The sequence below is a fragment of the Arthrobacter sp. P4_F11 genome (genome assembly GCF_056401395.1).
On the sequence record NZ_JBFUJK010000005.1, the window covers coordinates 167,418 to 194,192 of the forward strand.

Genomic DNA, 26,775 nt, shown 5'->3' on the forward strand with positions numbered 1-26,775 from the left:
GCCATTCCCTAGCGCGGATTGGGCACGTTGGGCGGCGGCGCGGCTGCCATGGCCGAGGCCTTCTTCCGGCCAGAGCCGCCGGTTCCGTTGGGTGAGGCCGTCACGTCCGGGGTGACGGGTATCTTGGCGATGATGGCCCGGATGACGCTTTGCGGCGTCTCACCCGCGCTGGCCGCCTTGCGGTCGAGGATGATCCGGTGGGCGAGCACCGCCTCGGCGACGCTGACGACGTCGTCCGGCAGCACAAAGTCCCGGCCCTCCAGCGCGGCGGTGGCCTTCGCCGCACGCAGGAGCTGCAGCATGGACCGCGGGCTGGCGCCGAGCCGGAGAAGCCCGCTTTCCCGCGTGGCCCGGCCCAGGGCCACGGTGTATTCCTTGATGGACCGGGACACGTACACCTGCTGCACCGTGGCAATCATGGCGGCCACTTCCGCCGCGGTGACCACTGCCGTCACACGCGCCAGCGGAGAGGAGGCCTGGTGGGTTTCGAGCATCTCCATCTCGGACTCACGGTCCGGGTAGCCCATGGAAATCCGGGCCATGAAGCGGTCCCGCTGCGCTTCCGGCAGCGGATACGTGCCCTCCATCTCAATGGGGTTCTGCGTCGCCACCACCATGAAGGGCTCATCCAGCCGGTAGGACGTGCCGTCCACCGTGACTTGGTGCTCCTCCATGCACTCCAGCAGGGCTGACTGGGTCTTGGCCGAGGCGCGGTTGATTTCGTCCCCGATGACGATATTGGCGAACACCGCGCCGTGCCGGAACTCGAAGGTCCGGGTCGCCTGGTTGTAGATGGACACGCCCGTGACGTCGGACGGGAGCAGGTCCGGGGTGAACTGGATCCGGCTGACGGAGCAGTCGATGGTGCGGCCCAGCGTCTTCGCCAGGAGCGTCTTGCCCACCCCCGGGACGTCTTCGAGGAGCAGGTGGCCCTGGGCGAGGAGGACCGTGAGCGCCAGTTTGGCCGCTTCGGCCTTGCCGTCGATGACCGTATTGATCGCCGTCAGGATCCGGGTGCTGGCTGAGTGGAAAGCGTCGGCATCCATGGCCGGCAGTTCATGCCGCGGGGGCCGCTGTCCGGCTGCGTTTGGGTCCAAGGACGCGCGGCCCGGGAGGCTCTGTCCCTGGGGGAGGATGTCGTCTACGGAAGTGCGGTGGTAATCCATCGGCAGCCTTTCAGCCCTGGTGGGTCCCGGATCTGACCGCCCGCGGCGGCCGGGGCCCCGCAGTGGCATTCACCTGTTTCCTAACGGGGAAATTACAGAGTATTAACAGACTACTAACACAACTGCCGGCCCTGACAGAGAGTTCCGGGGAAATCTGGCCTCCGGTTAGGGTGGATGAATGCCCAATCCCCTCACTCCCGTCCCCTTCCGGTCGCCTGGAAACGACGGTACCGGACGCAGCGGGTATCCGCCCGCACCGGAACCGCTTCCCGTGCCGGTCATGGACAACCACACGCATTTGGACTTTCCCGACGCGGAGCTCGAGGTGGGCATCAAGGATGCCCTCGATGCCGCCGCCGCCGTGGGCGTCCAAGGCGCCGTGCAGGTGGGCTGCGACCTCGAATCGTCCCGGTTTACGGTCAACGCGGTCGACCTCGATTCACGGCTCCTGGGCGCTGTTGCCCTCCACCCCAACGACGCCCCCGGCTACGCCCGGCGCGGCGGCCTGGAGGAGGCCCTGGCCGAGATCGAGGAGCTTGCCGCCCATCCGAGGATCCGGGCGATCGGGGAGACCGGCCTGGACTTCTTCCGGACCGAGGGCGAGGGCCTGGCCCACCAGCGCTATTCGTTCCGCCGCCATATCGACATCGCCAAACGGCTCGGACTGACGCTGCAAATCCACGACCGCGACGCCCACGACGACGTCGTCCAGGTCCTGCGCGAAGAGGGGGCCCCGGAGCGGGTGGTCTTCCACTGTTTCTCCGGCGGCGAGGCGCTCGCCCGGACCTGCAACGCGGAGGGCTGGTACATGTCCTTTGCCGGAACTGTGACATTCAAGAACGCGACGGACCTGCGGGAAGCGCTGGCTATCGCTGAGCCGAGCCGGATCCTGGTCGAGACCGACGCGCCCTTCCTCACCCCGCACCCGCATCGCGGCCGGCCCAACGCGAGCTACATGGTTCCGTACACCGTGCGGGCCATGGCCGATGTGACTGGGTCGGAGCTTTCCGGGCTGTGTGCCCAGATCGCCGCAAATACGGTGCGGGCATACGGATCCTGGGACTGAACCTTCCTGATCCAGCTCCCCGGCATAGATACCAGGTATGCACAAATTCTTGGTTCCTTTATAACGCTTCGATTACAGTGGTCAACTATTAGCCGGGGTCGGGGAAGGCCTACGGATAATTTCACTCCAGCAGGGCGTGCATTGTGGCAAACAAACCACATGCGCGCTCTCGTTTTGGGTGAGGCAGTGCACGCATGTTCCGTGACGCTCCGGACGCTGTCCGGAGCCGCCGTTGGCGCGCTCACGGGGGATGGCCACGTGCACTTTTCCCCGTGCCCGGAAGGTCCAAGAGATTCGGGCAATTGTGGTCAAGTTCTTCACATCGGACGGCAAGTTCAGCTTCGTCAAGGTTGGCACGCAGCTCGTGGTGCTGGTGGCACTGGTGCTGGGCCTCGTGGCCTTCGTCGGCAATAACAAGACGATCACACTCAACGTGGATGGCAAAGTCAGCTCCGTCCAGACCTTCGGCGGAACCGTCGGCGAAGTCGTCAAGAGTGCCAAGGTTGAACTGCAGCCATCTGACAGGGTGTCGCCTTCGGCGGACGCCCACGTGCAGGACGGGTCAGTCATCAACGTCAACCTCGCCAAGGCCGTCAAGGTCAGCCTGGACGGCGCCGAACGGACCATCTCCACCACCGCACCCACCGTCGAGGGGCTCGTGACCGAACTCGGCGTGGCCAGCGCCTCGCAGGTCTCCGTGCCCAAGGACGCCCAGCTTGCCGTCTCGGGCTCCTTCGTCTCCATCTCGACGCCTAAAAAGGTGAGCCTCGTTGCGGACGGCAAGGCGGCAGCGACCACCACGACGGCGGCCACAGTCGCCAAAGTGCTCGAGGACGCCGGGCTTTCGCTCGGGGCCAGCGACCGCGTCTCCCAGCCCGGGAACGCTCCGGTGGTCAATGACATGGTGATTAAGGTCTCCCGCGTCGACGTCAGCAAGACGGCCAACACCACCGAGCCCGTCGCCTTCGAAACGCTCACCACCGAGAGTGCTGACATGTTCAAGGGTGAGAAGAAGGTTACCCAGGCCGGCGTCGCCGGTACCACCAGCAAGAACTTCAAGCTGGTCCTCGTGGATGGCCGGGAAGCCTCCCGGACCCTGGTGTCCGAGACCGTCAGCGTCCAGCCCGTCACCGAAAAGGTCACTGTCGGCACCAAGGAAAAGCCCGAGCCCGCCGCCAACACCGGTGCGGCCGCCCCCGCCATGATGAACCAGGGCATGTGGGACAAGATCGCCCAGTGCGAATCCGGCGGCAACTGGTCCACCAACACCGGCAACGGCTACTACGGAGGCCTGCAGTTTGACGTCGGTACCTGGCTCAGCTCGGGCGGCGGCGCCTACGCCCCGAACGCCGCGGCCGCCACCAAGGCCCAGCAGATCGCCGTCGCCAACCGGGTCTACGCCCAGCGCGGACTGCAGCCCTGGGGTTGCGGCTGGGCGGCCTCCAGCTAACAGGCCCGACCGGCGGCTGACCGCCCGCCACTGAACGCCCGACTCCCGCGGCTGCCGACCACAGCCGGGGGAGTGCACAGGCCGGGTCCGGATTCCCTCCGGACCCGGCCTGCGGCGTACCGGCGCCGGGATAGGATACCTAGGTGACTGAACCGAGCCCCTCCGCCCCCGAAAGCCTGCCCGGAGCGGCGCCCGCACCGCTGATGGGTGCCTCCGATATCCGCCGGCTGGCAGAGGAAATCGGCGTGCGGCCCACGAAGACCCTCGGGCAGAACTTCGTGATCGACGGCAACACCATCCGGCGGATCGTGAACGCGGCCGACATCCGGGCCGATGAGACCGTCCTGGAAGTCGGGCCCGGACTCGGGTCGCTGACCCTTGGCCTGCTGGACGCCGCCCGCAGCGTGGTCGCCGTCGAGATCGATCCGGTCCTTGCCGGGCGCCTGCCTGCCACTGTGGCCGAGTGGCGTCCGCACGCCGTCGGGAACTTCCACCTCGTCCTGGCCGACGCCATGCGGGTCACCGAACTTCCCGTCGAGCCGACCGCGCTCGTGGCGAATCTTCCCTACAACGTGGCCGTTCCCGTGGTGCTGCACCTGCTGCAGCACTTCCCGAGCCTGCAGCACGGCCTGGTCATGGTCCAGGATGAAGTCGCCGACCGGCTCGCGGCCGGGCCCGGTTCCAAGACCTACGGCGTTCCATCCGTCAAAGCCGCCTGGTACAGCAGCATGCGCAAGGCCGGCGTGATCGGCATGAACGTCTTCTGGCCAGCGCCCAAGATCCATTCCGGACTCGTCGCCTTCACGCGCCGGGAGCCCCCCGTCACGACCGCCACCAGGGAGCAGGTCTTCGCTGTGATCGACGCCGCCTTCGCGCAGCGCCGCAAGACGCTCCGGGCCGCGCTGGCCGGCTGGGCCGGCAGCGCCGCGGAGGCCGAACGCTGCCTGCGGGCCGCCGGCGTCGACCCCACCGCACGCGGCGAAGTGATCGACATCGCGGCGTTCGCCAGAATCGCCGAAGCCCACGGACAACCGGACTCCTGAGCTCCTTGTGAGCTCTGCATGGGCGCCGCCGGGGGCTGTTGCGTGCTTGGAGCCCGGGCCGCGATGCCATAGCGTGGAGCCATGAACGCAGTGAGAGGGCGCTTTGCCGCGAGGACCGTCCGGGTGAAAGCTCCAGGCAAGGTTAACGTCTCACTGGATGTCGGACCGCTGCGGCCTGACGGCTACCACTCCGTGGCGAGCGTCTATCTGGCTGTCTCGCTCTACGAAGAAATTGCCGCCACCAGCACCGATACCGGCGAGATCACCGTCAGCATCAGTGACGCGAGCACCGTGGACCTCGACGGGGTGGACATTCCGCTCGATCACCGCAACCTGGCCTACAAAGCCGCCGCCATCATGGCCGACGTCTCGGAACACTCCACGGGTGTCCACCTGGAGATCACCAAACGTGTGCCCGTGGCTGGCGGCATGGGCGGCGGATCTGCCGACGCCGCCGCCACCCTGCTGGCCTGCGACGCGTTGTGGAACAGCGGACTGTCCCGCGATGAGCTGGCCCACCTGGCCGCCGAGCTCGGCGCCGATGTTCCCTTCGCGCTGCTGGGCGGCACCGCCGTCGGACTGGGCCTGGGTGATGACCTCTCGCCGGCCCTGGTCAAGGCCCAGACGGACTGGGTCCTGGTCAGCGCGGACTTCGGCCTGCCCACCCCTGAGGTCTACCGCACCCTGGACCGCCTGCGCGCGGCCGAGGGCCTGGCGGTGGACGAACCCGACGCCGTTGATCCCGGCGTGCTCACGGCTCTGCGCAGCGGCGATGCCGACGCCCTGAGCCGCGTCCTGGTCAACGACCTCCAGCGCGCCTCGATCGAACTGGCCCCGGGCCTGCGCGAGACCCTGGGCCGCGGCGAGGCCTGCGGCGCGATCGCAGGCATCGTCTCCGGCTCCGGACCCACCGTCGCGTTCCTCGCGCATAGCCCCGCCGCGGCCGCCGGGCTCGCCGAAGAGCTGCGGCACCACAGCCTCGACGCCATGGCGGTGCACGGGCCGGTGCACGGGGCCCGGATCATCTCCGATACGCTCCTTTAGGAGCTTTTGACGCACCGCATCCGATGACTTCACAGCTTCACTTCACCGATACACCTAAGAAAGCAGTTCCCAGTGGCACACCTGCTCGGCGGCGAGAACCTCACGGTCTCGTATGCAACCCGTACCGTCCTCGATGGCATTACCCTCGGCCTTGAAGAGGGCGACCGGATCGGGATGGTGGGCCGCAACGGTGACGGCAAGTCAACCCTGATGCGGTTGCTGGCCATGCGCTCCACCCCGGACTCCGGCCGGGTGACCAAGCGCAGCGAGGTCAACATCGGCTACCTGGACCAGAGCGACGTGCTCGACGGCGACCTTACCGTCGGCGCCGCGATCGTGGGGGACCAGGCCGACTACGAGTGGGCCCGCAATCCCCAGATCCGCGAAGTCATGGGCGGGCTGGTGTCCGACGTCGACTGGCACGCCAACGTCCACGCGCTCTCCGGCGGGCAGAAGCGGCGTGTGGCGCTGGCCAAGCTGCTGATCGAGGACCACGACGTCATCATGCTCGACGAGCCCACTAACCACCTCGACGTCGAAGGCGTCGCGTGGCTGTCCCGGCACCTGAAGACCCGCTGGCGGGCCAACCAGGGCGCCTTCCTCGTGGTCACCCACGACCGGTGGTTCCTCGACGAAGTCTGCACCAAGACCTGGGAAATCCACGACGGCATCATGGACCCGTTCGACGGCGGCTATGCCGCCTACGTCCTGGCCCGCGCCGAGCGGGACCGGTCCGCGTCCGTGATGGAAAGCAAGCGCCAGCAGCTCGTGAAGAAGGAACTCGCCTGGCTCCGGCGCGGTGCCCCGGCCCGCACCGCCAAGCCCAAGTTCCGGATCGAGGCAGCCAACGCCCTGATCGCGGACGTCCCCGAGCCGCGCGACTCGACGGCGCTGAGCAAGATGGCCACCGCCCGGCTGGGCAAGGATGTCCTGGACCTCGAGCACGTCTCGCTGGACTTCCTCGGCGGCGAGCCCGGGCAGAAGCTCTTCGACAACATCACGCTGCGCCTCGCCCCCGGGGAGCGGCTGGGCCTCGTGGGCGTCAACGGCGCCGGCAAGACCACCCTGCTCAAACTCCTCAACGGCGAGATCCAGCCCACCTCCGGGAAGGTCAAGCGCGGCAAGACGGTGGTCACCGCGGTCCTGACCCAGGAGGTCAAGGAACTCGACGACGTCTCGGATCTGCGCGTGATCGAAGTGATCGAGCGGGAAAAGCGCTCCTTCAACGTCGGCGGCAAGGAATTCACCGCCGGCCAGCTCGTGGAGCAGCTGGGCTTCACCAACGAGAAGCAGTGGACCCCGGTCAAGGACCTCTCCGGTGGCGAACGCCGGCGGTTGCAGCTCCTGCGCCTGCTCGTGGGGGAGCCGAACGTGCTGATGCTTGACGAGCCGACCAACGACCTCGACACCGACACGCTCGCCGCCGTCGAAGATGTGCTCGACGGCTGGCCCGGCACGCTCGTCGTCGTCAGCCACGACCGCTACCTACTTGAGCGCGTCACGGACCACCAGATGGCGCTCCTTGGTGACGGCAAGATCCGCGCCCTGCCGCGCGGCGTGGACCAGTACCTCGAACTGCGGGAAGGGGCTCTGGCCGGCTCCACGATCACCGGCGGCGGCAACCCCGTCACCTCCGCGGGCGGGGGATCCGCGCCCGCCGCCAGCGGCCCTTCTGAGGCCGAAAAGCGCGACGCCCGCAAGGCCAAGAACCGGATCGACCGCCAGCTGGGCAAACTCAAGCAGCAGGAAGACAAGATCCACGCCCAGATGACCGCCGGGGCCGGGGACGCCAGCAAGTTCGACCAGCTCGCCGGGCTCAACGCGAAACTCCAGGAACTGGCCGGCGAACGCGAAGCCCTTGAACTCGAATGGCTCGAGGCCCTGGAAGTGCTGGGGGAGTAGCCTCCTGCCCATCCCGGGACATGTCCAGCGTGAGCACCCGCCGCTGGACATGTCCCTCGCAGCCCTCAAAACCCACGGGACATGTCCCTTGCAGGGCTGAATTTCCGCTGGGCATGTCCCTCGCAGGGCTCAATTTCCGCTAGGCATGTCCCTCGCCGCGGGCCAGGGATGGGCATATTGGCATTATGTCCATTGCTCGGGACTAACACTGGGCATGTTCCGCATTGGAACCAGGGTCTCTGCGCACGCCCGGGAAGGCACGTTCCGCGGAGTGCGTGAATCCCGCGGCACATGTCCGGCCGCGCAGACCAACACTGGACATGTCCCTTGGAGGGCTGAATTCCCGCTGGGCATGTTCCTCGGCGCGGGCCAGGGATGGGCATATTGGCATTATGTCCACCGCTCGGAACCAACGCTGGGCATGTCCCGCTTAGGGGACGGGGTCTCTACGCACGCCCGGGAAGGCACGTTCCGCGGAGCTCGTGAATCCCGCGGCACATGTCCCGCCGCGCAGACCAACACTGGACATGTCCCTTGGAGGGCTGAATTCCCGCTGGGCATGTTCCTCGGCGCGGGCCAGGGATGGGCATATTGGCATTATGTCCACCGCTCGGAACCAACGCTGGGCATGTCCCGCTTAGGGGACGGGGTCTCGGCGCGTGCCCCGGGGAAGGCACGTTCCGCGGAGCTCGTGAATCCCGCGGCACATGTCCCGCCGCGCAGACCAAGATTGGGCATGTCCCGTGGCGCCGCCCACCCGCGCCCACCCGCGCCTGCCCGCCCCCTTCCGCGGCGCTGAGTCGCACGAGCATCAACCTTCGTGGCAGAATTGATTCTCGTGCCACAGGTCAAGCCTGGGCACGGTCCGCTCTGGTGTAATGGCAGCACCCCGGCCTTTGGAGCCGTGGAGTATAGGTTCGAGTCCTATGGGCGGAACTTGGCGAGACACACTGCGCAACCAAGCAAGGAGAGCCAATACGTGAGCCCCGAGAATACTGGCCCAGCCGCCGTGATCGTACTAGCTGCAGGGGCCGGTACCCGGATGAAATCCCGTACCCCCAAGATTCTCCATGAGATCGGCGGCCGCTCGCTGGTCGGCCACGCGCTCCGGGCGGCCCGCAGTATCAGCCCCCGCGAGCTGGCCCTGGTGGTCCGGCATGAACGCGACCTCGTGGCCGCACACGTCTCCGCCCTCGATCCGAAAGCCCTGATTGTGGACCAGGACGATGTGCCAGGCACCGGCCGCGCGGTCGAGGCGGCACTGGAAGCGCTCGACACGCTCGACCCCCAAGGACGACTGGGCGGAACGGTCGTGGTCACGTACGGCGACGTCCCGCTGCTCACCGGTGGCCTGCTCGGAGAGCTCGTCGCCGCCCACGAGGCCGAGGGCAACGCCGTCACCGTCCTCACCGCCGTGCTCGAGGACGCCACTGGCTACGGTCGCATCCTCCGCGCAGAAGACGGAACCGTCACGGGAATCCGCGAACACAAGGACGCCACCGGCGCCGAACGCGAAATCCGTGAGGTCAACTCAGGCATTTACGCCTTCGACGCCGCCGTCCTGCGCGACGCGCTGGTCGACGTCACCACGGACAACGCCCAGGGCGAAAAGTACCTCACCGATGTCCTGGCCCTGGCCCGCGCCGCGGGCGGCCGCGTCGCCGCCGTCGTCACCGAAGACCGCTGGCAGGTGGAGGGCGCCAACGACCGCGTCCAGCTCTCGGCGCTCGGCGCTGAACTCAACCGCCGCACCCTCGAAGCCTGGATGCGCGCCGGCGTGACCGTCGTGGATCCCGCCACGACGTGGATCGACGCCACGGTGACGCTCGACGAGGACGTCCGGCTCCTGCCCAACACCCAGCTGCATGGCAGCACCATGGTGGCGCGCGACGCCGTCGTCGGCCCGGACACCACGTTGACCGACGTCACGGTGGGGGAGGGCGCCACGGTGATCCGCACCCATGGCTCCGGCTCCACGATCGGGGCGCGCGCCAGCGTGGGCCCCTTCACCTACCTGCGCCCGGGCACCGTCCTGGGCGAGACCGGCAAGATCGGCGCGTTCTACGAAACCAAGAACGTCACGATCGGCCGCGGTTCGAAGCTGTCCCACCTCGGCTACGCCGGGGACGCGGAGATCGGCGAAGACACCAACATCGGCTGCGGCAACATCACGGCCAACTACGACGGCGAGAAGAAGCACCGTACGGTGATCGGTTCGGGGGTGCGCACCGGTTCGAACACCGTGTTCGTGGCCCCCGTGCGCGTGGGTGACGGCGCCTACAGCGGCGCCGGTGCGATCATCCGCAAGGACGTCCCGGCCGGCGCCCTCGCCGTCACCCTGGCCCAGCAGCGGAACTCGGACGGCTGGGTGGTGGCCAACCGCCCCGGTTCCGTTTCCGCCGGCCTGGCCGAGTCCGCCCTGGCCGAAGCCGCTGCCTCGGTGGATTCCGCCGCGGGCGCCGCCCCAACATCCTCCACTACTCCGGCACCGACAGAAGAGGGCTAGCAATCATGAGCGAAATTACGGCACACGGCGAGAAGAAGCTGGTGCTGGCCGCGGGGCGCGCGCACCCTGAGCTGGCGAAGGAGATCGCGAAGGAGCTCGGCACCGAGCTGCTGCCCCTGGATGCCTACGACTTCGCCAACGGCGAGATCTACGTGCGGGCCGGCGAGAGCGTCCGAGGCACCGACGCCTTCGTGATCCAGGCCCACCCGGCACCGTTGAACAACTGGCTCATGGAACAGCTGATCATGATCGATTCGCTCAAGCGGGCCTCCGCCAAGCGCATCACTGTGGTGTCCCCGTTCTACCCCTACGCCCGGCAGGACAAGAAGGGCCGTGGCCGCGAGCCGATCTCGGCACGCCTCGTCGCCGATCTGTACAAGACCGCCGGCGCCGACCGCATCATGAGTGTGGACCTGCACACTTCCCAGATCCAGGGCTTCTTCGACGGCCCCGTGGACCACCTGATGGCCATTCCGCTCCTGGCCGACTACATCCGCACCCGGGTCGGCTCGGACAAGGTCACTGTCGTCTCGCCGGACACCGGCCGCGTCCGCGTGGCCGAGCAGTGGGCCGAGCGCCTCGGCGGCGCGCCGCTGGCGTTCGTGCACAAGAGCCGGGACCTCACCGTGCCCAACCAGGCCGTCTCCAAGACGGTCGTGGGCCAGATTGAAGGCCGCACCTGCGTCCTGATCGACGACATGATCGATACCGGCGGAACCATCTCCGGCGCCGTCCAGGTGCTCAAGAACGCCGGCGCCAAGGATGTCATCATCGCCGCGACCCACGCCGTGTTCTCCGATCCGGCGGCCCGCCGGCTCTCCGAGTCCGGCGCCCGCGAAGTCGTGGTCACCAACACGCTGCCGATCACCGCGGACAAGCGCTTCCCGCAGCTGACCGTGCTCTCCATCGCGCCGCTGATCGCCCGCGCCATCCGTGAAGTGTTCGACGACGGCTCCGTCACCAGCCTGTTCGACGGCCAGGCCTAAGCCGGCCGGCGGAGGGCCCGGTTTCAGGAACCGGTCCCTCCGCTGGTAGCCTTGTACCGAAACCTTGGCGAGGGAGAGCGCCGGCATTCCGTATTGATGTGAATTATTCGGAACCCGGACTGCTGGTCTCCGTAATCGACTGGGTCTGAATCTCCTTCTGAAGGGCCGCCGCACGGCAGCCCGGCGTTGAAGGTCGTAAACAGACCTCCGCCCTTGCTGAACACCGTTTAGTCCCACAGCTTGAAATCCCACGAGGAGATATCCATGTCTGAGCAGAAGCTCGCAGCAGAAGTCCGCACCGAATTCGGCAAGGGCTTCGCCCGCCGCGCCCGCATGGCCAACCTGATCCCGGCCGTCATCTACGGCCACGGCGCCGAGCCGATCCACATCACCCTGCCGGCGAAGGCCACCACCCTGGCCGTCCGCACCGCCAACGCCCTGCTGACCCTGGACATCGACGGCGAGCAGCACCTGGCCCTCGTCAAGGACATCCAGCGCAACCCGATCAAGCAGATCATCGAGCACCTCGACCTGCTGACCGTCCGCACCGGCGAGAAGGTCACCGTTGACGTGCCCGTTCACCTCAGCGGCGAGCTGGCTCCGGGCAACGTCCACAACCTGGAAATGACGGTCGTTTCCGTCGAAGCCGAGGCAACCCACCTGCCGACCGCCATCGAGGTCAGCATCGAAGGCCGTAGCGCCGGCGAGCACATCCACGCTTCCGACCTCGTCCTGCCGAAGGGTTCCACCCTGCTGGCCGACCCCGAAGCACTCGTCGTCAACATCTCCGAGGCCACCGAAAACGTCGAAGAGGGCGAAGAGGGCGAAGCAGCCACACCGTCAGCCGAAGCAGCAGCCGAGTAATTCCGGCGAATTAGACGGCGGCCGGGTCCCTCAGGGGCCCGGCCGCCTTCGTCTCCGGTGCCGTAGCCCGCGCCGTACGCGCCCACTTGACCCGGCCCACCTGACCCGCCCCACTGGCCGTGTCCTACCGGCCGCGTCCCACCGAAGGACTGACCCATGACCGACACCTGGCTGATCGTAGGCCTTGGCAACCCCGGATCCGAGTACAGCCACAACCGGCACAACGTCGGGCAGATGGTCCTGGACGAACTCGCCTCGCGCGTCGGTGGTGGCTTCAAATCGCACAAATCGCGTGCCCAGGTCCTCGAAGGGCGCCTGGGCATCGGCGGACCCCGGATCGTGCTGGCCAAGCCGCTGTCATACATGAACGTCTCCGGCGGCCCGGTGTCTGCCCTGGCCCAGTTCTTCGGCATCGATCCGGCCCATGTCATTGCCGTCCATGACGAGATCGACATCCCCTTCGACACCGTGCGGCTCAAGATCGGCGGCGGCGAAGGCGGCCACAACGGACTGCGCGACATCTCCAAGGCCCTGGCCACCAAGGACTACCTGCGCGTGCGGGTGGGCGTCGGGCGTCCGCCCGGACGGATGGAGACCGCGGACTTTGTCCTGCGTGACTTTTCCGCGCCGGAGAAAAAGGAACTGCCCTTCCTCATCGACTCAGCTGCCGACGCCGTCGAAGTCCTGGTCCGGGACGGCCTCACCGCCGCCCAACAAAAGTTCCACCCCGCCAAGGCGACGTAGCCCTCCCGGACGTATACGCAGGCAAAACAGCACGGAGCCAAAATGCCACGACCGCGGGCCGGCCCGGGCCCGCGGCAGGCGGCCGGCGACTAAGTTGCATGCGGATTACGTGTTTCCTTTCCAAGCTTTCCGCATTCCAGCTATGATCTGTCTACTCTCATGTCGGGGGATAGGGATACGCTACTTCTAAGTGGGCAGTCCGGGGTTGCTGTCTGCAAAGCGGTACGAAGGAAACTACATGTCGAGGGATTCGCTGGGCTGGGGGAATGTTTCCACTACATTGGCACCCGCCGAAGAAGAACATGCTGCCGGTCAGGTCGCGAGACACGGCTGGTCCGGTTTGGCGCGGAACGCTGATGCCGAGCGCGTCCGCCAGGAACTGCTTGCCCAGGACCGGATGGGCGTCGTCATCACGGGCGACCGCGGCGTGGGCAAAACGCTTGTCGGCCGGACCGCCCTCGCGGGCTTCGGCCCCGAGGTGTACACCATCCAGCTCCGCAGTTCAGGGCCGGGGTCGGCAACGCCGTACGGCTGCCTCGCCTTCACCCTTGCGCGGCTCCCGCAGAGTTCCCTGGGCTCGCCGACCGCCATCCTGCACGGCATTACCTCGCTGATCCGCGACGACGCCGCCGGCCGCCAGTGCGTGATCCTGCTCGACAACGCCGGTGCCCTCGATGAACTCAGCACCGGGGTCCTGCTCAACCTGCTGCAGACCCGGACCGCCCGGTTGATCGCAACGGCCCAGCGCACCACTGACCTTCCGCCCGATTTCTACTGGCTCATCACTTCCGGCCAGCTCGCCGAGGTCCGGCTCGCCAACCTGACCGAGCTCGAGACGCTGGAGGTCCTGCAGTCAGCTTTGGGCCATCGGGTCTCGACCGCCCTCGCAAGCCAGCTGCACCAGCTGGTCGGCGGCAGCCCCACGCTCCTGCAGGCCGTCGTCTCCGAACAAATCGAACGCGGAAACCTTGTCCTGTCCGGATCCGTGTGGACACTGCTCGATGAGGTTGTGCTCGATGGCCGCACGGCGCTGGAGGATATTGTCCGGGCCAGGTATGCCAGGGAAACACCCGAGGCCCGGGAGGTCATCGACGTCCTCTCCTGCGCCCGGACCTTGCCCCTGTCCCGGCTCGCCAGGATGTACAGCCCCGGTGTCATCGCCGACATGGAAGAGGCCGGCCAGATCGTGGTCGACCGCGCGGACCGGCACCTCGTCACGCTGGGCGACCGCTACCTCGGCGACATTGTCCGCAACTGGCTCAGCGTGGAGCGCCGGCTGGAGCTCCGGGACAAGGTCCCCGGGCACCAGGAACATGAACTGGACGAGCTGACAGTCGAAGACCTGCTGGCCTACGCGGCGTGGACCCACGACTGCCACGCCCAGCTGGCCCCCGCGCACGCCGTGGCGGCTGCCAGTGCCGCCGTCAAGCTCTTCGACCCGAAATTTGCACTCAAATGCGCCGGCAGTCTTTCTCCCTCTGATCCTGAATGGGCCGAAGGGCAGCTCCAGAAATCGGCCGCCTACCTCCAGCTCGGCCTGCCCCTGCAGGCCATGTCCGCGCTGGACGACGTCTCCGAACGGCAGGTCCACGGCCTTGCGGCCGAGAACTTCGCCGAATTCATCGCGGCGAAGGCTGACTGCATGGCGTGGCTGGATGACCGCTCCGGCCAGGTCCCCGAACTGCTCGGGCAGGCCAGGGTCCGGCTCCAGGACCTGAGTCTGGACGAGCCGTCCCCCGCTCTTGCGGCGCTTGCCCGGGCGGGGCTCTGCCTGGACCTGTGCGAGTTCAACTATTTCTCTTTCATCGGGGATTTCGAGCCCATGATGGAGCGGCTTACCACCGCTGCCACCACGGACGTGCCCGGCGCCGATCCCGTGCACCGGCTCAGGTCGGCCATCATCCTGATGGAGGCCTGGTCCATGACCGGTCACGAACTCGACGCCCGCAAACTCATGCGGGAAATCGGCGGACAGCTGGGCGAGTGGTCCAACGTGCCGCGCATCCGGGAAAACTTCGCTTGGCGCTCTTTCAACGTGCTGCTCCTCTCGGGCCTGTGGCGCCAGGCCATCGACATGCTTAAGGACGCGAGCGGCCGGGCCGGGCACGGGCTGCATTCCGGCAGCGCCGCTACGGACCTCGCCGTCGGACTCGCCTATGTCTATGCCGGCCGCGGGTACATGGCTCTGGATCCGTTGCTGGCCGCGATCGCCCAGCTGGAGGTCCGGGCGAGCCTGCAGTCCCTGCGCCAGGCATACGCCGCCACTGCTTTTGCCTACGCCCAGACCGGCAACTCGGTTCAGGCCACGATCTACCTGGACCGGGCCCGCTCGGCTGACGGCCCGGCCCGCTTCACGGTCGGCAGTTCCACCGAGTTCTGCATGGATATGGCGTCGCGGTGGCTCGGTGACCCCGAGGCCAAGGATCGGCTGATACGGTCCGCGGAGGAGCATTTCCGGAAGGGCCGCTACACTCTGGCCGGCATCTGCATGCTCGGGGCCACCGTCAACGGCACCGTCAAGGATTTTCTTTTCATGGAGGAAATCGCCGGGCTGCGGCAGGGGCCGCTGGCCGAGCTGTCCCGGACGGTCGCCTTCGGCAGCCGGAAGAAGGACGCCGCGATCATGCTCGAAGCCGCCGGGCAGGCCGCGGGGCTCGAACTGGACGCCGTCCAGGCCCGGTGCGCCGCGCTGGCATTCGACTTCGCGAAGGGCGCCGGGCTGACCGCCAGCGCCAACGCCGCCTACAGCATGCTGGAGAGCCTCTCGGAGTCCGTGCCGGCGCTGCCTGTCATGCCGCGCAACAAGGGTCCGCTGCTGACAGACCGGGAGCGGCAAATCGCCACCCTGGCCGGGAACGGGGTCTCCAACAAGGACATCGCCCTGGAAGTGGGCATTTCCGTCAGGACCGTGGAGGGCCACTTGTACCAGGTGTTCACGAAGCTCGGCGTTTCTTCGCGAAGTGATCTGCTTGGACTCATCTAGGGGGCCGGCGGGGAACCCCGGCACGGCGCCGGCCCGCGCCTTGACCGGGAGGTCGGAAGATTTGATGTCGGCAGTGGAAGCCCTCCAGGGCGGCAGCCATGTGGCCGTGTTCGTCCTCGGCGACAGCGGGATGGGCAAATCAAGGCTCATCGACGCCGTCGTCGGGGAGCTGGGCCCGGAGGTGACGCCGGTGCCGATCCACGGCAGCGCCTCGTTGACCAAGGTGCCCTACGGTGTCCTTGGCCCCTTCATCGTCGGACTGCCGGTCCAGGAAGCAACATCGCAGCTGGCCGTGCTGAGGACCCTGTGGGCGCATCTGGAAGAGCAGAAGCGGGCCACCCAGAAGCCCCTTCTGCTGGTCGTTGACGACGCACACGATCTCGACGAGGCGACGGCCGGAATCCTCGCGGAGCTGGCGGCGGCCGGCTGGGCGAAACTGCTCGTGGGCGCGGCGGCCCGGCCCGGACTGCCGGAACCGCTCCTGCAGCTTTGGTTTGAAGGCATCGCCGAACGGCACGACCTTCGCCCGCTCACCCTCGCGCAGACCACAGAGATGCTGGAGGGCGAGCTCGGCTCGCAAGTGCTGCCAAACGTCGCCGAGATCCTCTGGGAGGCCTCCGGCGGCAACCCGATGCTCCTCAACGGGCTCCTGGACGACGCCAGGAACGACGGGACGCTGCTGCGGCGCAACGGTGTCTGGTTGTTCACCCGGCACCTGAACAGCCACGGTGACCGGCTGACCGACGTCGTGCGCCGCCAGCTGCTGCTGCGCTCGCCGGAAGAACGCCAGGCCCTGAACCTCGTGGCGCTGGCCGAACCGGTGTCCCGGGAACTGATCGAGTCGGTGGCCGGCGAAGAGGCCGTGGGATCACTGATCGACAGCGAACTGATCCGGGTCACGGACGACGGGACGGGTGAGCTGCGGCTGTGGCATACCGTGTACGGCGACACCCTGCGGAACCTGATTTCGCCGGCCAGGAGCCTGCAGCTTCGGCAGAGCCTGCTGCGCAAGATGGACAGCGAGCCGACGTCTGCCGAGGGACTGCTGCGGCAAGTGAGCTGGTCGATCGAATGCGGCGCGGAGGTCGAGGACCGTCAGCTCCTGAGGGCGGCCGTGTTGGCGAGCCGGCTTTACGAGGACGAGCTCGCCCGCAAGGCTGCCGTCCTCGTCAAGGATCCGGAACTGCAGATGGCGGCCCGCGCCGTGATAGCACGGACCCGCTACAACGCCTCCGACTACGTGGCGGCCCGGGACATCCTCGACGCCGATTTCGGGCAGGGAAACAGCATCCCCGGGCTCCTGGCCGGATCCCTCCTGTGGGCCGCAACGATGTCTGCGCTGGGGCACACGCCGGCAGAGATCATCAAGCGGGCACAGGTGCTTCGACGCGCCGCCGAACGCCTCGCCGCGGCCCGGCCGGACGACGCCGAAGCCATTCACCGTGCCACGGAAGAGCGGCTGGAGATCCTGGAAGCCATGGTCCTGGCGCTGGCGGGCGAGTACGCCGCAGCCCCGGTCGCGGCGGCGTCCGCCGAGGACGCGGCTGCCGGCACGCTACTGTCGAACACCCCGCCGTCGAACGCCCCGCCGTCGAACGCCCCGCCGTCGAATGCCCCGCCGTCGAACACCCTCGTACAGGCGTTCCGGCTCTGCCTCGACGCGGAGCGGCTCTTGGCCGGCGGCAAGGGACTGAGCGCCCTCGCCGCGATGACCCGGGCCATCGAGGCCGCCGGGGCCGATCACGATGAGCTCTACTTCCTCACCGACTTCCTCGTGGTCCGATCCGCGGCCGCCGCAATCCACTCCGGCGACTGGCAGGGGGCGGAAAGCCTCCTGACCGGCTTCGTCGCCGGATCCGGGCCCAACCTGATTTCCTTCGGCGGGGGAGTGCACGCGGCGCACGGCATCATCCTGCTCTACCAGGGCAAGGCCGCCCAGGCCCTGAACACGCTAGGTGCCGCGCTCGAAGCGCTGCGGTTGACCGACCCCCAGCAGCTGTTCGCGCTCACGGCGGCCATGGCCTTCGCGGCAGCCGCCGAAGTTGGTGCCCAGACGAAGGCGGAGCTACTCCTCGCCGACTTCGAGGCAGCACCCGCGGCCTTGCCGCGGTATATGCGCTCGCTGGCCGCGATGGCCGTGGTCTATGGAAAGGCCCGGCTCGGGAACTACCCGGGTGCTATCGCGGAACTGAAGCGGCTCGGCCGCCCGTACCCGGACGTGGACACCGCCGGGCTCGAACTCGACGCGCTGGCCTTCTGCCTGGCCCTGGGGGACACGGACTCGGCGCCGAGGCTGCTCGAACTCCGGGCCGGGCTCGAGGGCCCAAGGCCCGCCGCGATCTGCGCCTACGCCGCAGCCATCAGCACGGACAACGCCGCAGACCTCCTTGAGGCCGCGAAAACCTGTGAGGAGGCGGAACTGTGGGCCTTTGCCGCCCTCGCCTACGACGCCGCGGCGCACGCCTACCGGGCCGCGGGCGACACCCTCAGGGAGCGCATGGCCAATTCCCAGCGGAAGCGGTGCCTGGACCGGGCCGATGACCTTCCCGGTGACGAAGCGGCCAAGAACGATGACTCGCTCGGCATACTGACCCGCCGCGAGCGCGACATTGTGGCGCTGGCGGTACGCGGCCTCACTGACCGGCAGATTGCCGCAGAGCTCCAGGTGTCCGTGCGCACGGTTGAAGGCCATCTCTACCGCAGCTACGCGAAACTCAACGTCAAGGGCCGTGAGCAGCTTCCCGGTATCGGCGGGCACTAGCGGCAAGCAAGGGAGAGGCCGCGTGGGGCCGTGTCCGCCGGCCGGCCGGCCGTGGCGGGCCGCTTCCCCGGTGTCCGGGCCGCTACCGGCGCCGGACACGTGCAGCGGGATTGCAACTACTTGGTCTGGGCCTTGCGGCAGCGCCGGCCCAACTGAGTACAGCTACGTAGAGCCGGCGGAATACTCGCTAGGTAATCGAGTACTACTTACGCATCCCGAAAATACGCGTAGTCCCTACCGTTGAGGTATCACCGCTCACACTTTGATTGCGAAGGTCTCTTATATGTTCCAGCAAGACGCCGGCTTGCCTGCGGGCAGCGGCCAGACAGAAATAGTGTTTCCGGCGCAAAGAAACGGTCATGGCCGCAGTAAGGACCGACCCTTCACCCGCCAGGAGGTCGTTGCCGACATCGTTGAGACCCTGACGTCGGGTTCCGGCTGCGGCATCGTACTCGTGGGCGACCACGGGGCCGGCAAGTCCTTTATCGCCCAGCGCGCCCTGGAGCAGCTCGGCGACGAGTACCTGGTAGTCCAGGTCAGGGGCAGCTCCATATCCTCAAAGCTTCCCTACGGGGCCTTGAGCGTCCTGCTCAACGACCTCGACGCCTCCCACCTCGAGCACCCGCTGATGGTGCTGCGCGGACTGACCCAGCTGCTCCACAACAAATCCGAAGGCCGGCCAATCGTCCTCTTCGTGGACAACGCCCATGACCTCGACGAGCTCTCCAGCATGATGGTGGCCCAGTTGAGCGCCGGGTCCCATGTCACGCTGCTGGCGGCGTGCGTTGACATGCCGCACATCGGCGGGGACATCATGGGCCTGTGGAAGGATGACCTGCTCCGACGGGTGGACCTCGGACCGTTCGACTTCGCAGAGACGGCAGCAACGTTGCACCACGAATACGGCGGCCGGTTCTCCCTGACCGCTGCCCGGGCGCTTTGGAGTGCGAGCGGGGGCAACGCCTTGTTCCTCCATTCCCTGGCCCGGGAGCAGATCAAGCTGGGCACAGTGGTCCGCCAGGACGGTGTGTGGTTCCTGGGGAACGGCCCCATCGCCTTGACCGGAGAGATCCGGGACGTCGTGAAGGCGCGCCTCAACCGGCTCGGCAACGGCCAGCGCGACGTCTTTGAACTGCTGGCACTCGCCGGGGCAGTCCCGCTGCAGACCCTCATGCTCATCGCCAACCCGCAGGATATGGACGCGCTCCAGGAGCGGGCCCTGATCCGGGTCACCCACGATCATCCGCCGATGGTCAGCATCGCCAATCCGGTGACTGCCGGCATTGTCGCCAACGTGGTCCCGCCCGGGCGCAGCGCCGAACTCCGCCGCCGGCTCACGGCCGTGCTCCAGGAATCGGACACGCTGGACACCGGCGGCTCGGCCGGCGTCGCCTGGGCTCTGGACTGCGGGGAAGAGGTGAGCTCCGAGGTCGCCCTGGCCGCTGCCCGCGCCGCGAACGGTGCATCCGACCACGCGGCCGCCTTGCGATTTGTCCAGGAGGTCGAAGGAAGCGAACCCGCCGCCCTGATGGCCATCGAAACAGTCAATGCCCACGTCTCGGTGAACAACGAGGAGTCCGCACGCCGGGTTCTGGAGGCACTGGATGACGGCGCATGCGCCAAGCTTCCCCTGACCGAGTGGACCGCCTTGCAGCTGCTGCGCGTGGAACTGGACAAACGCAGCACCGCCCCGGGCGCCGACCCCGAAGCCCGGATACAGGAGTTCGCCGAGCGGCTGGCTGCCGAGCCCGCCGCGCAGAGTTCAGTTGCAGTTGCAGCCCGGGAGCGGCTGCGTCTGGCGGAGGCTGAACTCGCCGCTTTCCGTGGGCGCTACGACGAGGTCCTGGCCATAACCGACGGCGTGGACGCGGGGGACCTGGGCAGCGAACCAAGGATCCTGACCGCCAGCGTGCGCAGCGAGGCCCTGGCCGTCACCGGCAACGTCGTGTGGGCGCTCGCACTTGGAAAGCAGATCCTGGCGGCCACAGCCGGCGTGCGGCTCACGGACCATGCGGTTCGTGAGATCAGGGGCAGATTCCTCCTCCTCCTTTTGCTCTCAGGCAAGTTCAGGGAAACGTCCGTCTATCTCGAGGACACGTACAGCGGCGCAGAGCCCCAGACCAGGCTGGGCGGGATGTTTGAGATCGGCCACGGCGTCATGGACCTGCATGCCGGACACCTCGACGACGCCTTGTCCCGGCTCCAGGCAGGCCGGTGGCAGCTCCGGGCGCAGGATCCCGACGCTTTCGGCGGCCTGGCCGCCGCCGTGTGTGCCTATGCCGCCGCACTCCAGGGCGAAGAGGAACAGGCTGGCCTGCTACTGGACGATCTTGCCCAGGCCCGGCCGCCCGCGGCCTGGCTGGTGGAACGGCTCACACGCTATTTCGAACTTTCGGCCCAGGCCGAGCTCGGCCAGAGGGCAACGTCCATCCGCGCGCTCTCGGCCGAAGCGGGCAACGACGCCGAAACGTCAGCGCTGGCCCCCGCGCTACTGTTCCAGTCCGCCGCGGCCCGGCTGGGAGACCGCCAGGCGGGCCAGAAGCTCGGCAGCCTGAGCGGGAGGGTGACCGGACAATTCGCGGCCCTGTGCTCACGGCTGGCCGAAGGCATGCGCGAGGCTGACAGCGAACAGTTACTGGCAGCATCCAAGGAAGCTGAGGCATGCGGCAACACCGTGTTCGCCAGGGACGCGGTGCGGAAATCCGTCGGCTGCGCAAACGACGCCGGCAACCGCATCGCGCTGCGGATCGCCCAGCGGGCGCAGCAGTCCCTCGATGACAAGTTAGGCAGTCCGAAGAACGGGCTGCGGTCGCTCACAACCTCAACCCTGACGGCGAGGGAATGTGAAGTGGCGGTCCGGGCCGCTGCCGGTACGTCCAACCGCAAGATCGCGGAACAGATGCACGTATCCGTCCGCACCGTGGAGGGACACCTCTATCAGGTGTATTCGAAGCTGCACGTCGCCAGCCGATCGGAACTTAAAGATGTCATCTCGACTCCGGCAGACAGCGCCAGGCTCGGCTGAGCCCGGCAGACTGCAGGCGGCAGCCCGGACGGCTGTTCAAGACGGGCAGAAACTGGCAGGAAGAACCGGCGATGGAAAGCCTGGCTGAGACCTCGGCGCTGATCGAGCGCTCGGCGCTGGTCAAGGACCTGGTGCGTTGCCTGCGTGACGACACCCGATCAGGTGCGCTCATCGTCGGCGGCGCGGGCGCGGGCAAGACCGCCGTCCTCAAGGCCGCCATCCGCGAACTCGAGCCCCACCGCCACCTGATTCGGCTGACCGCCACTTCGGCTCTGGCCAGCGTTCCGTTCGGTGCCCTGGCGCCGTACTTGTCCCGGCTTCCTGACCGGGAACTCGACTCCTACGCAGCCGTCGTGGAAGCGATGGCGCGCAGCCTGAAATCCGAGGCGGACCGCCCTCTGTTTGTGGTCGACGACGCGCATTGCCTCGACCATGGGACCGTCCGGCAGTTGGCGCAGGCGGCGGCGACCGGCGCCGCGGGAATCCTCGTGGCCTGCCGTCCCGGGCCGATGATTCCGGAAGAGTTCCTCGCGCTTTGGGACGACGGGATAATTTCCAAGTTCGACCTTTACCCGCTGAGCCGGATCGGAACCCACCAACTGTGTGAGCAGGTCCTGCGGGCCGACGTCTCTCCGTGGGTCAGTGCGTTGTTCTATAAGGCGGCCGACGGCAATCCGCTCATGCTGATGTCCCTGATCCAGCATGCCCGGGCCAGCGGCGCCTTGGGCCTCCGGCACGGAGTATGGTTCCTGCTGACCAACCCCGACATGGCCCAAGTTCCGGCCGCCGACGTTGTGGACCGGCAGTTGCGCTCCATGACACCGGAGGAAAAGACCGCCGCCACGATCGTTGCCATGGCCGGACCGCTATCCCTGTCCCAGATTCTGCGGATCAGTGGTCCCAAGGCCGTCGATGCCCTGGACACCGCGGGCATCATTGCCGTCTCCACGGGACATGACCGGCTGGTACGGGCCGCCAGCCCGATCCTTGGCGAGATTATCCGCCAGCGGGTCCCGGCCGGCCGCAGTTCGGCCCTGCGTTCGAGCGTGTTGTCGCTTCCGTCGGCACGGGCCGCGGCGCCGGGAGCGGCCCTCAACCGGCTGCGCTGGTCCATGGACTGCGGCGTAGAGATCCCTCCGATCCAGCTCCTGCAGGCCGCTGTTGCCGCGAACACGGACTTGGACCCTGCGACCGCGGGCCGGGTGGCTGGCGCCATCCGGGACGCCCGGTTCCTCCCCGAGGCCCGGATCCAGCTGGCCTATTCGCACTTCATCGCGGGGCACACCGAGGCCGCTGTGGCGTGTCTGGAGTCCGCACAGCCGGTGCCCTCCGGACGGCCGTCCTACCTGGCTGCCCTCCTGGCAGCCCGGCTCGGGTCCGCAACGCCGGCCCGGCAACAGCATCCCGACGCCGGCACGCACCCCCCGGCCTTTGAACTGCCCATCGAAACAGGGCTCCTGGAATCGCGGGCCCGGGATTCACTGTCTGCGGATTTCGCGACGTGCACCGACCTTTCCGGACGCGCTCCGGCGGGACAGCCGTCGGACGTGACAGCCGCCGGGGGGCTGGCCACAGAGCTTCTGAGTCACTCATGGGACGGCAAGTTCGTGGCAGTTGGAACCGTCCTGCGCGAACTCATCGCCGCGGCCGGCGCCTATCCCGAAATCCGGGTCCCGGCAGTTTCCCTCCTCGCCGAACTCTTGACCGCCCAAGGTCAACTCCGCGCAGGGCTGCGTTTGGACGGCGAGGCATGGGGCGGTGCCCGGACCGCAAGCCTGGAACTTCCCTTGGTCTACGAGGACCTCGTGGTGCGCCACTGCCTGAATCTGATCTGGGCCGGCGACTGGGACCGGCTCGGAAATGTCCTGGACGATTACGCGGCCCGTGAGCCTGGGCGGCTGCTGTACAGCGGCGGCATGCTGCACCTCATGCGGGGATACTCGCGGTTGCGCCAGGGCAGGATGCGTGAAAGCCTGGCCGAACTTCGGCTGGGTGTCGAAGAGCTTTCTATCGCCGACCCGTTAGGTCTGTTGCCGTTTGCGCGCGCCGTCGCGGCCTATGCCGCAGGCGCCGTCGGACGCCACCATGAGGCCAGCCAGCACGTGCTCGCCTACCGGTTCTCGGTGTACCGGGAGCCGAAAACCCTTCACCTGCTGGCAGAGGCGTACTGCCGGGCGGCTGAGCCCGGAGAAGGGCCCGGAGGGAGCAGTGCCGGGGCTTTGGCGCGGCTGGCGGACGAGGCCCTGCACGAGAGCCTGCGGGGCGTTGAAACCGATATCAGGCGGCTCGCGCTCCGCGGCGGTGACACCTCAGGCGCTGAGGCCCTCGCCCTCAGCAGCGGCGCAGTCGACGGCCCGGAGGCCAGGCTGGTGGAGTCCTACGCGCGAGCGGTGTCGGCGTCGGATGCGTCCGACCTCATCGGCATCAGCGACGACGCGCTCAATGCAGGGCACGGGCTCCTTGCCCTTGAGGCCGCCCAGCAGGCCGAGCGGATCCTGGCAGACGACCCGGAGCGGTGGCGGCTTACCGCGGTCCAGCGCCGGGTCCATCACCGCTTAGTGGAAGCCGGAATGTTGTCACAATTGGAGGTCGTCCGCAGCGACTACGGCACCCCGTTGACTGCCCGTGAGACCGAAGTCCTGGAACTGGTGTCGGGCGGGGCCACGAACGCCGGGATCGCCACAGCGCTCTGTGTGTCACTTCGGACCGTGGAGGGGCACCTGTCCCGGATCTTCGCCAAGCTCGGCGTGGGCCGGCGGGCGGACCTCCTGGACCTCGGCCCGCTGCCCTCCTGACCGGCCCGGCCCCGCATGGCCTGACATTGCTGTGGCGTGCGTACAGCGCGGGTGGCCCGCGGGAACAGCGGGAGTAGCTCCAAGTAGTGCCATGGCGAGTAGGGCGTCAGAAGTCGGGTAAACGCTACTCGTGTGCAGAGTCCGTTAGGGCGATTGACTTAAGCCAGTCCCACGAACAACACCACCACGAACAACACCACCCCGAACAACACCACCCCGAACAACACCACCCCGAACAGCTCCACCCGACCAGCTCACAAAGGTCTCAAGATGAGGAACTTGAGGGCGGTCAGCAACCGCAAGCATGGCCCGAGGAAAGTGTGGTCTCAAATTCCTTGCTTGCGGATGCAGCCACTGCCACCATTAGAGGTGATCGGGCCGTAATCTTTCCCACTAACTCCTTCATTGGAATCGTGCGGTGCCTCAACCGGCAGCCGCGCGCCAAGGTCGGAGCCGGCGGCGTCAGAGCCTTCTGAGACCGAGGCTCTCCCCCCAGCCGCCGCCGGCTCCCTTAATCGGTCTACGCGCGGGTCCGCGCCATCGAGAAGCGCGACCCTGACACGGGCGCCGTCGGGCATCGCCGCACGGGGTAGCGGCGGGTGACGACGTCTTGTGTGCAAGCCTTCGCCGGCCCTGGCGTTAAGCGCCGGCATGTCGCGCAGGCCTTGCGCCGAAGCAGTGAGAGCCGGCCGATGTTCCGGCGCCCCTGTCGGCCCACGGCTCCCGCCAATGGGTCCCGGCGACGGACAGCCGCGGCCCCTGCGATCATCGCCGCGGCCCCTATCGTTCGTCGATTGCCATTTTCGGGCAGCACCAGCCCAACCCCCTGGCTGGGCGTTGCTAGCAGCTGCCCTCGGGCAATGCTCCCGTCGCGGTCCGGGTCTTGGCCGCCGAAGGGCACCGCCGCGCGAGCCGATGGCCCCTCGAGCCGGCTTCCGAGGCACGGACCTCCTCTCGCGTTCCGCGGTGAGCGCGTTCCGCGGTGTGCGGGTCCGCAGGGTGGCCGCGCGGGAGGGCTGCAGGAACGTGGGATAATTAGGTTTAATCTGTGTGACGTATTTTGCACGCTGGCCGCCTGGCCGGCGCGGTGTACGCCGCAGCGAACGCCGATCCAGGAGTCTCCGCCATGGTTGCCACCCCAGCCCATCTCCGCCGCTCTGCCGCCGTACTCGGAAACGAGGAGGTCCTGAGGATCCGCAATGACTTCCCCATTCTGCAGCAGCACGTCAACGGCAGGCCGCTCGTCTACCTGGACTCCGGTGCCACCTCGCAGAACCCGCTCAGCGTGCTCGAGGCCGAGCAGGAATTCTATGAACAGCGGAACTCCGCGGTCCACCGTGGGGCACACCACCTCGCCGTCGAGGCCACCGAGGCGTTCGAAAACGCCCGGGAAACGGTGGCGGACTTCGTCGGGGCGGAGTGGGATGAGCTGATCTGGACCTCCAACGCCACGGAGGGCCTGAACCTGCTCACCTACTCCTTCCTCAATGCGTCCCTGCCGGGCGCCGGACCCGAAGCGGCCCGGTTCGCCCTGGCCCCGGGCGACGAGCTCGTGGTCACGGAGATGGAGCACCACGCCAACCTGATCCCCTGGCAGGAGCTGGCGGCCCGGACCGGCGCCGTCGTGAAGTTCGTCCCGATCGACGACGCCGGTGCCCTTGACCTGGAGGCCGCCGCCGGCATCATCGGCCCGCGCACCCGCGTCCTGGCGTTCACGCACGCGTCAAACGTCCTCGGCACCATCAACCCGGTGGCCGCCCTGGTGGCCCTGGCCCGGTCCGCGGGGGCCCTCGTGGTGCTCGACGCCTGCCAGTCCGCACCGCACCTGCCCCTGGACGTCAAGGCGCTCGACGTCGACTTCGCGGTGTTCTCCGGCCACAAGATGCTTGCCCCCACCGGCATCGGCGCCCTCTATGGCCGCTCGGAGCTGCTCAACGCGATGCCGCCGTTCCTGACCGGCGGCTCCATGATCACCACCGTCACAATGGAACGGGCGGGTTTCCTGCCCAGCCCGCAACGCTTCGAGGCCGGCACCCAGCGCATTTCGCAGGCCGTGGCACTCGCCGCGGCGGTAAATTACCTCAGCGAAACCGGAATGGACCGCATCCACGCCTGGGAAGCCGAACTCGGCCAGCGCCTTGTGCGCGGCTTGGAGTCCATCCCCGGGATCCGGGTGCTGGGTCCGGCGGCCGGGCAGGAGCGGATTGGCCTGGCGGCATTCGACGTCGCGGGCGTCCATGCGCACGACGTCGGCCAGTTCCTGGACAGCCGCGGCATCGCCGTGCGGGTCGGCCACCACTGTGCCCAGCCCCTGCACCGCCGGCTCGGGCTGACGGCGACGACGCGCGCCAGTACGTACCTTTACAACACCACGGACGATGTGGACGCGTTCCTGAACGCGGTCGCCGATGTCCGTGCCTACTTCCAAGCCTAGGACGGA

15 protein-coding genes and 1 tRNA gene are annotated in these 26,775 nt (G+C 67.7%); 15 read left to right on the forward strand and 1 reads right to left on the reverse strand.

The genetic code is table 11. The annotated features are described in order from the left end of the window. Window positions 1-8 precede the first annotated feature (8 nt). Entirely contained in the window at window positions 9-1,166 is a 1,158-nt protein-coding gene (locus AC1DRO_RS07875) for an AAA family ATPase (RefSeq protein ID WP_476950426.1), read from the reverse strand. A 178-nt stretch (window positions 1,167-1,344) separates the two neighbouring features. On the opposite strand from AC1DRO_RS07875, the gene AC1DRO_RS07880 reads away from it, so the two are divergent. The 15 genes from AC1DRO_RS07880 (at window position 1,345) to AC1DRO_RS07950 (ending at window position 26,769) form a co-directional block, all read left to right on the forward strand. Continuing rightward, window positions 1,345-2,232 carry a TatD family hydrolase gene (locus tag AC1DRO_RS07880; protein ID WP_476950427.1) on the forward strand — a complete coding sequence of 296 codons (888 nt, stop codon included), beginning with the start codon at window positions 1,345-1,347 and terminating at the stop codon, window positions 2,230-2,232. 304 nt (window positions 2,233-2,536) lie between these two features. Next, window positions 2,537-3,682 (forward strand): ubiquitin-like domain-containing protein, encoded by a 1,146-nt coding sequence (locus tag AC1DRO_RS07885; protein ID WP_476950428.1) that lies wholly within the window; start codon window positions 2,537-2,539, stop codon window positions 3,680-3,682. A gap of 203 nt (window positions 3,683-3,885) precedes the next feature. After that, a complete protein-coding gene (rsmA, locus tag AC1DRO_RS07890) occupies window positions 3,886-4,725 on the forward strand; it encodes a 16S rRNA (adenine(1518)-N(6)/adenine(1519)-N(6))-dimethyltransferase RsmA (RefSeq protein ID WP_476950480.1) in 840 nt (279 codons plus the stop codon). An 81-nt stretch (window positions 4,726-4,806) separates the two neighbouring features. Then, the gene (locus AC1DRO_RS07895) at window positions 4,807-5,769 is read left to right on the forward strand and encodes a 4-(cytidine 5'-diphospho)-2-C-methyl-D-erythritol kinase (protein ID WP_028276492.1); all 963 of its coding nucleotides are present in this window, start codon (window positions 4,807-4,809) and stop codon (window positions 5,767-5,769) included. 72 nt (window positions 5,770-5,841) lie between these two features. Next, entirely contained in the window at window positions 5,842-7,671 is a 1,830-nt protein-coding gene (locus tag AC1DRO_RS07900; protein ID WP_476950429.1) for an ABC-F family ATP-binding cassette domain-containing protein, read from the forward strand. An 864-nt stretch (window positions 7,672-8,535) separates the two neighbouring features. Then, window positions 8,536-8,607, forward strand: a tRNA-Gln gene (locus AC1DRO_RS07905). A 43-nt stretch (window positions 8,608-8,650) separates the two neighbouring features. Further along, window positions 8,651-10,177: a bifunctional UDP-N-acetylglucosamine diphosphorylase/glucosamine-1-phosphate N-acetyltransferase GlmU gene (glmU, locus tag AC1DRO_RS07910; protein ID WP_476950430.1), complete on the forward strand. Its 1,527-nt coding sequence runs from the start codon at window positions 8,651-8,653 to the stop codon at window positions 10,175-10,177. A 5-nt stretch (window positions 10,178-10,182) separates the two neighbouring features. Next, complete coding sequence (locus AC1DRO_RS07915) at window positions 10,183-11,163, forward strand: ribose-phosphate diphosphokinase (protein WP_018774662.1); 981 nt, start codon at window positions 10,183-10,185, stop codon at window positions 11,161-11,163. A 264-nt stretch (window positions 11,164-11,427) separates the two neighbouring features. Beyond that, on the forward strand, window positions 11,428-12,027 hold the full coding sequence (locus AC1DRO_RS07920) for a 50S ribosomal protein L25/general stress protein Ctc (RefSeq protein ID WP_476950431.1): 600 nt from the start codon (window positions 11,428-11,430) through the stop codon (window positions 12,025-12,027). Between the two features lie 156 nt (window positions 12,028-12,183). After that, complete coding sequence (gene pth, locus AC1DRO_RS07925) at window positions 12,184-12,771, forward strand: aminoacyl-tRNA hydrolase (RefSeq protein WP_028276488.1); 588 nt, start codon at window positions 12,184-12,186, stop codon at window positions 12,769-12,771. A 238-nt stretch (window positions 12,772-13,009) separates the two neighbouring features. Next, window positions 13,010-15,754 carry a helix-turn-helix transcriptional regulator gene (locus tag AC1DRO_RS07930; protein WP_476950432.1) on the forward strand — a complete coding sequence of 915 codons (2,745 nt, stop codon included), beginning with the start codon at window positions 13,010-13,012 and terminating at the stop codon, window positions 15,752-15,754. Further along, window positions 15,732-18,515: a LuxR C-terminal-related transcriptional regulator gene (locus AC1DRO_RS07935; RefSeq protein ID WP_476950433.1), complete on the forward strand. Its 2,784-nt coding sequence runs from the start codon at window positions 15,732-15,734 to the stop codon at window positions 18,513-18,515. The genes AC1DRO_RS07930 and AC1DRO_RS07935 overlap by 23 nt, the downstream gene beginning before the upstream one ends. Before the next feature lie 283 nt (window positions 18,516-18,798). Then, window positions 18,799-21,540 (forward strand): LuxR C-terminal-related transcriptional regulator, encoded by a 2,742-nt coding sequence (locus AC1DRO_RS07940; RefSeq protein ID WP_476950434.1) that lies wholly within the window; start codon window positions 18,799-18,801, stop codon window positions 21,538-21,540. A gap of 71 nt (window positions 21,541-21,611) precedes the next feature. After that, window positions 21,612-24,335 (forward strand): helix-turn-helix transcriptional regulator, encoded by a 2,724-nt coding sequence (locus AC1DRO_RS07945; protein ID WP_476950435.1) that lies wholly within the window; start codon window positions 21,612-21,614, stop codon window positions 24,333-24,335. A 1,126-nt stretch (window positions 24,336-25,461) separates the two neighbouring features. Further along, a complete protein-coding gene (locus tag AC1DRO_RS07950; RefSeq protein ID WP_476950436.1) occupies window positions 25,462-26,769 on the forward strand; it encodes an aminotransferase class V-fold PLP-dependent enzyme in 1,308 nt (435 codons plus the stop codon). The last annotated feature ends 6 nt before the right edge of the window (window positions 26,770-26,775 follow it).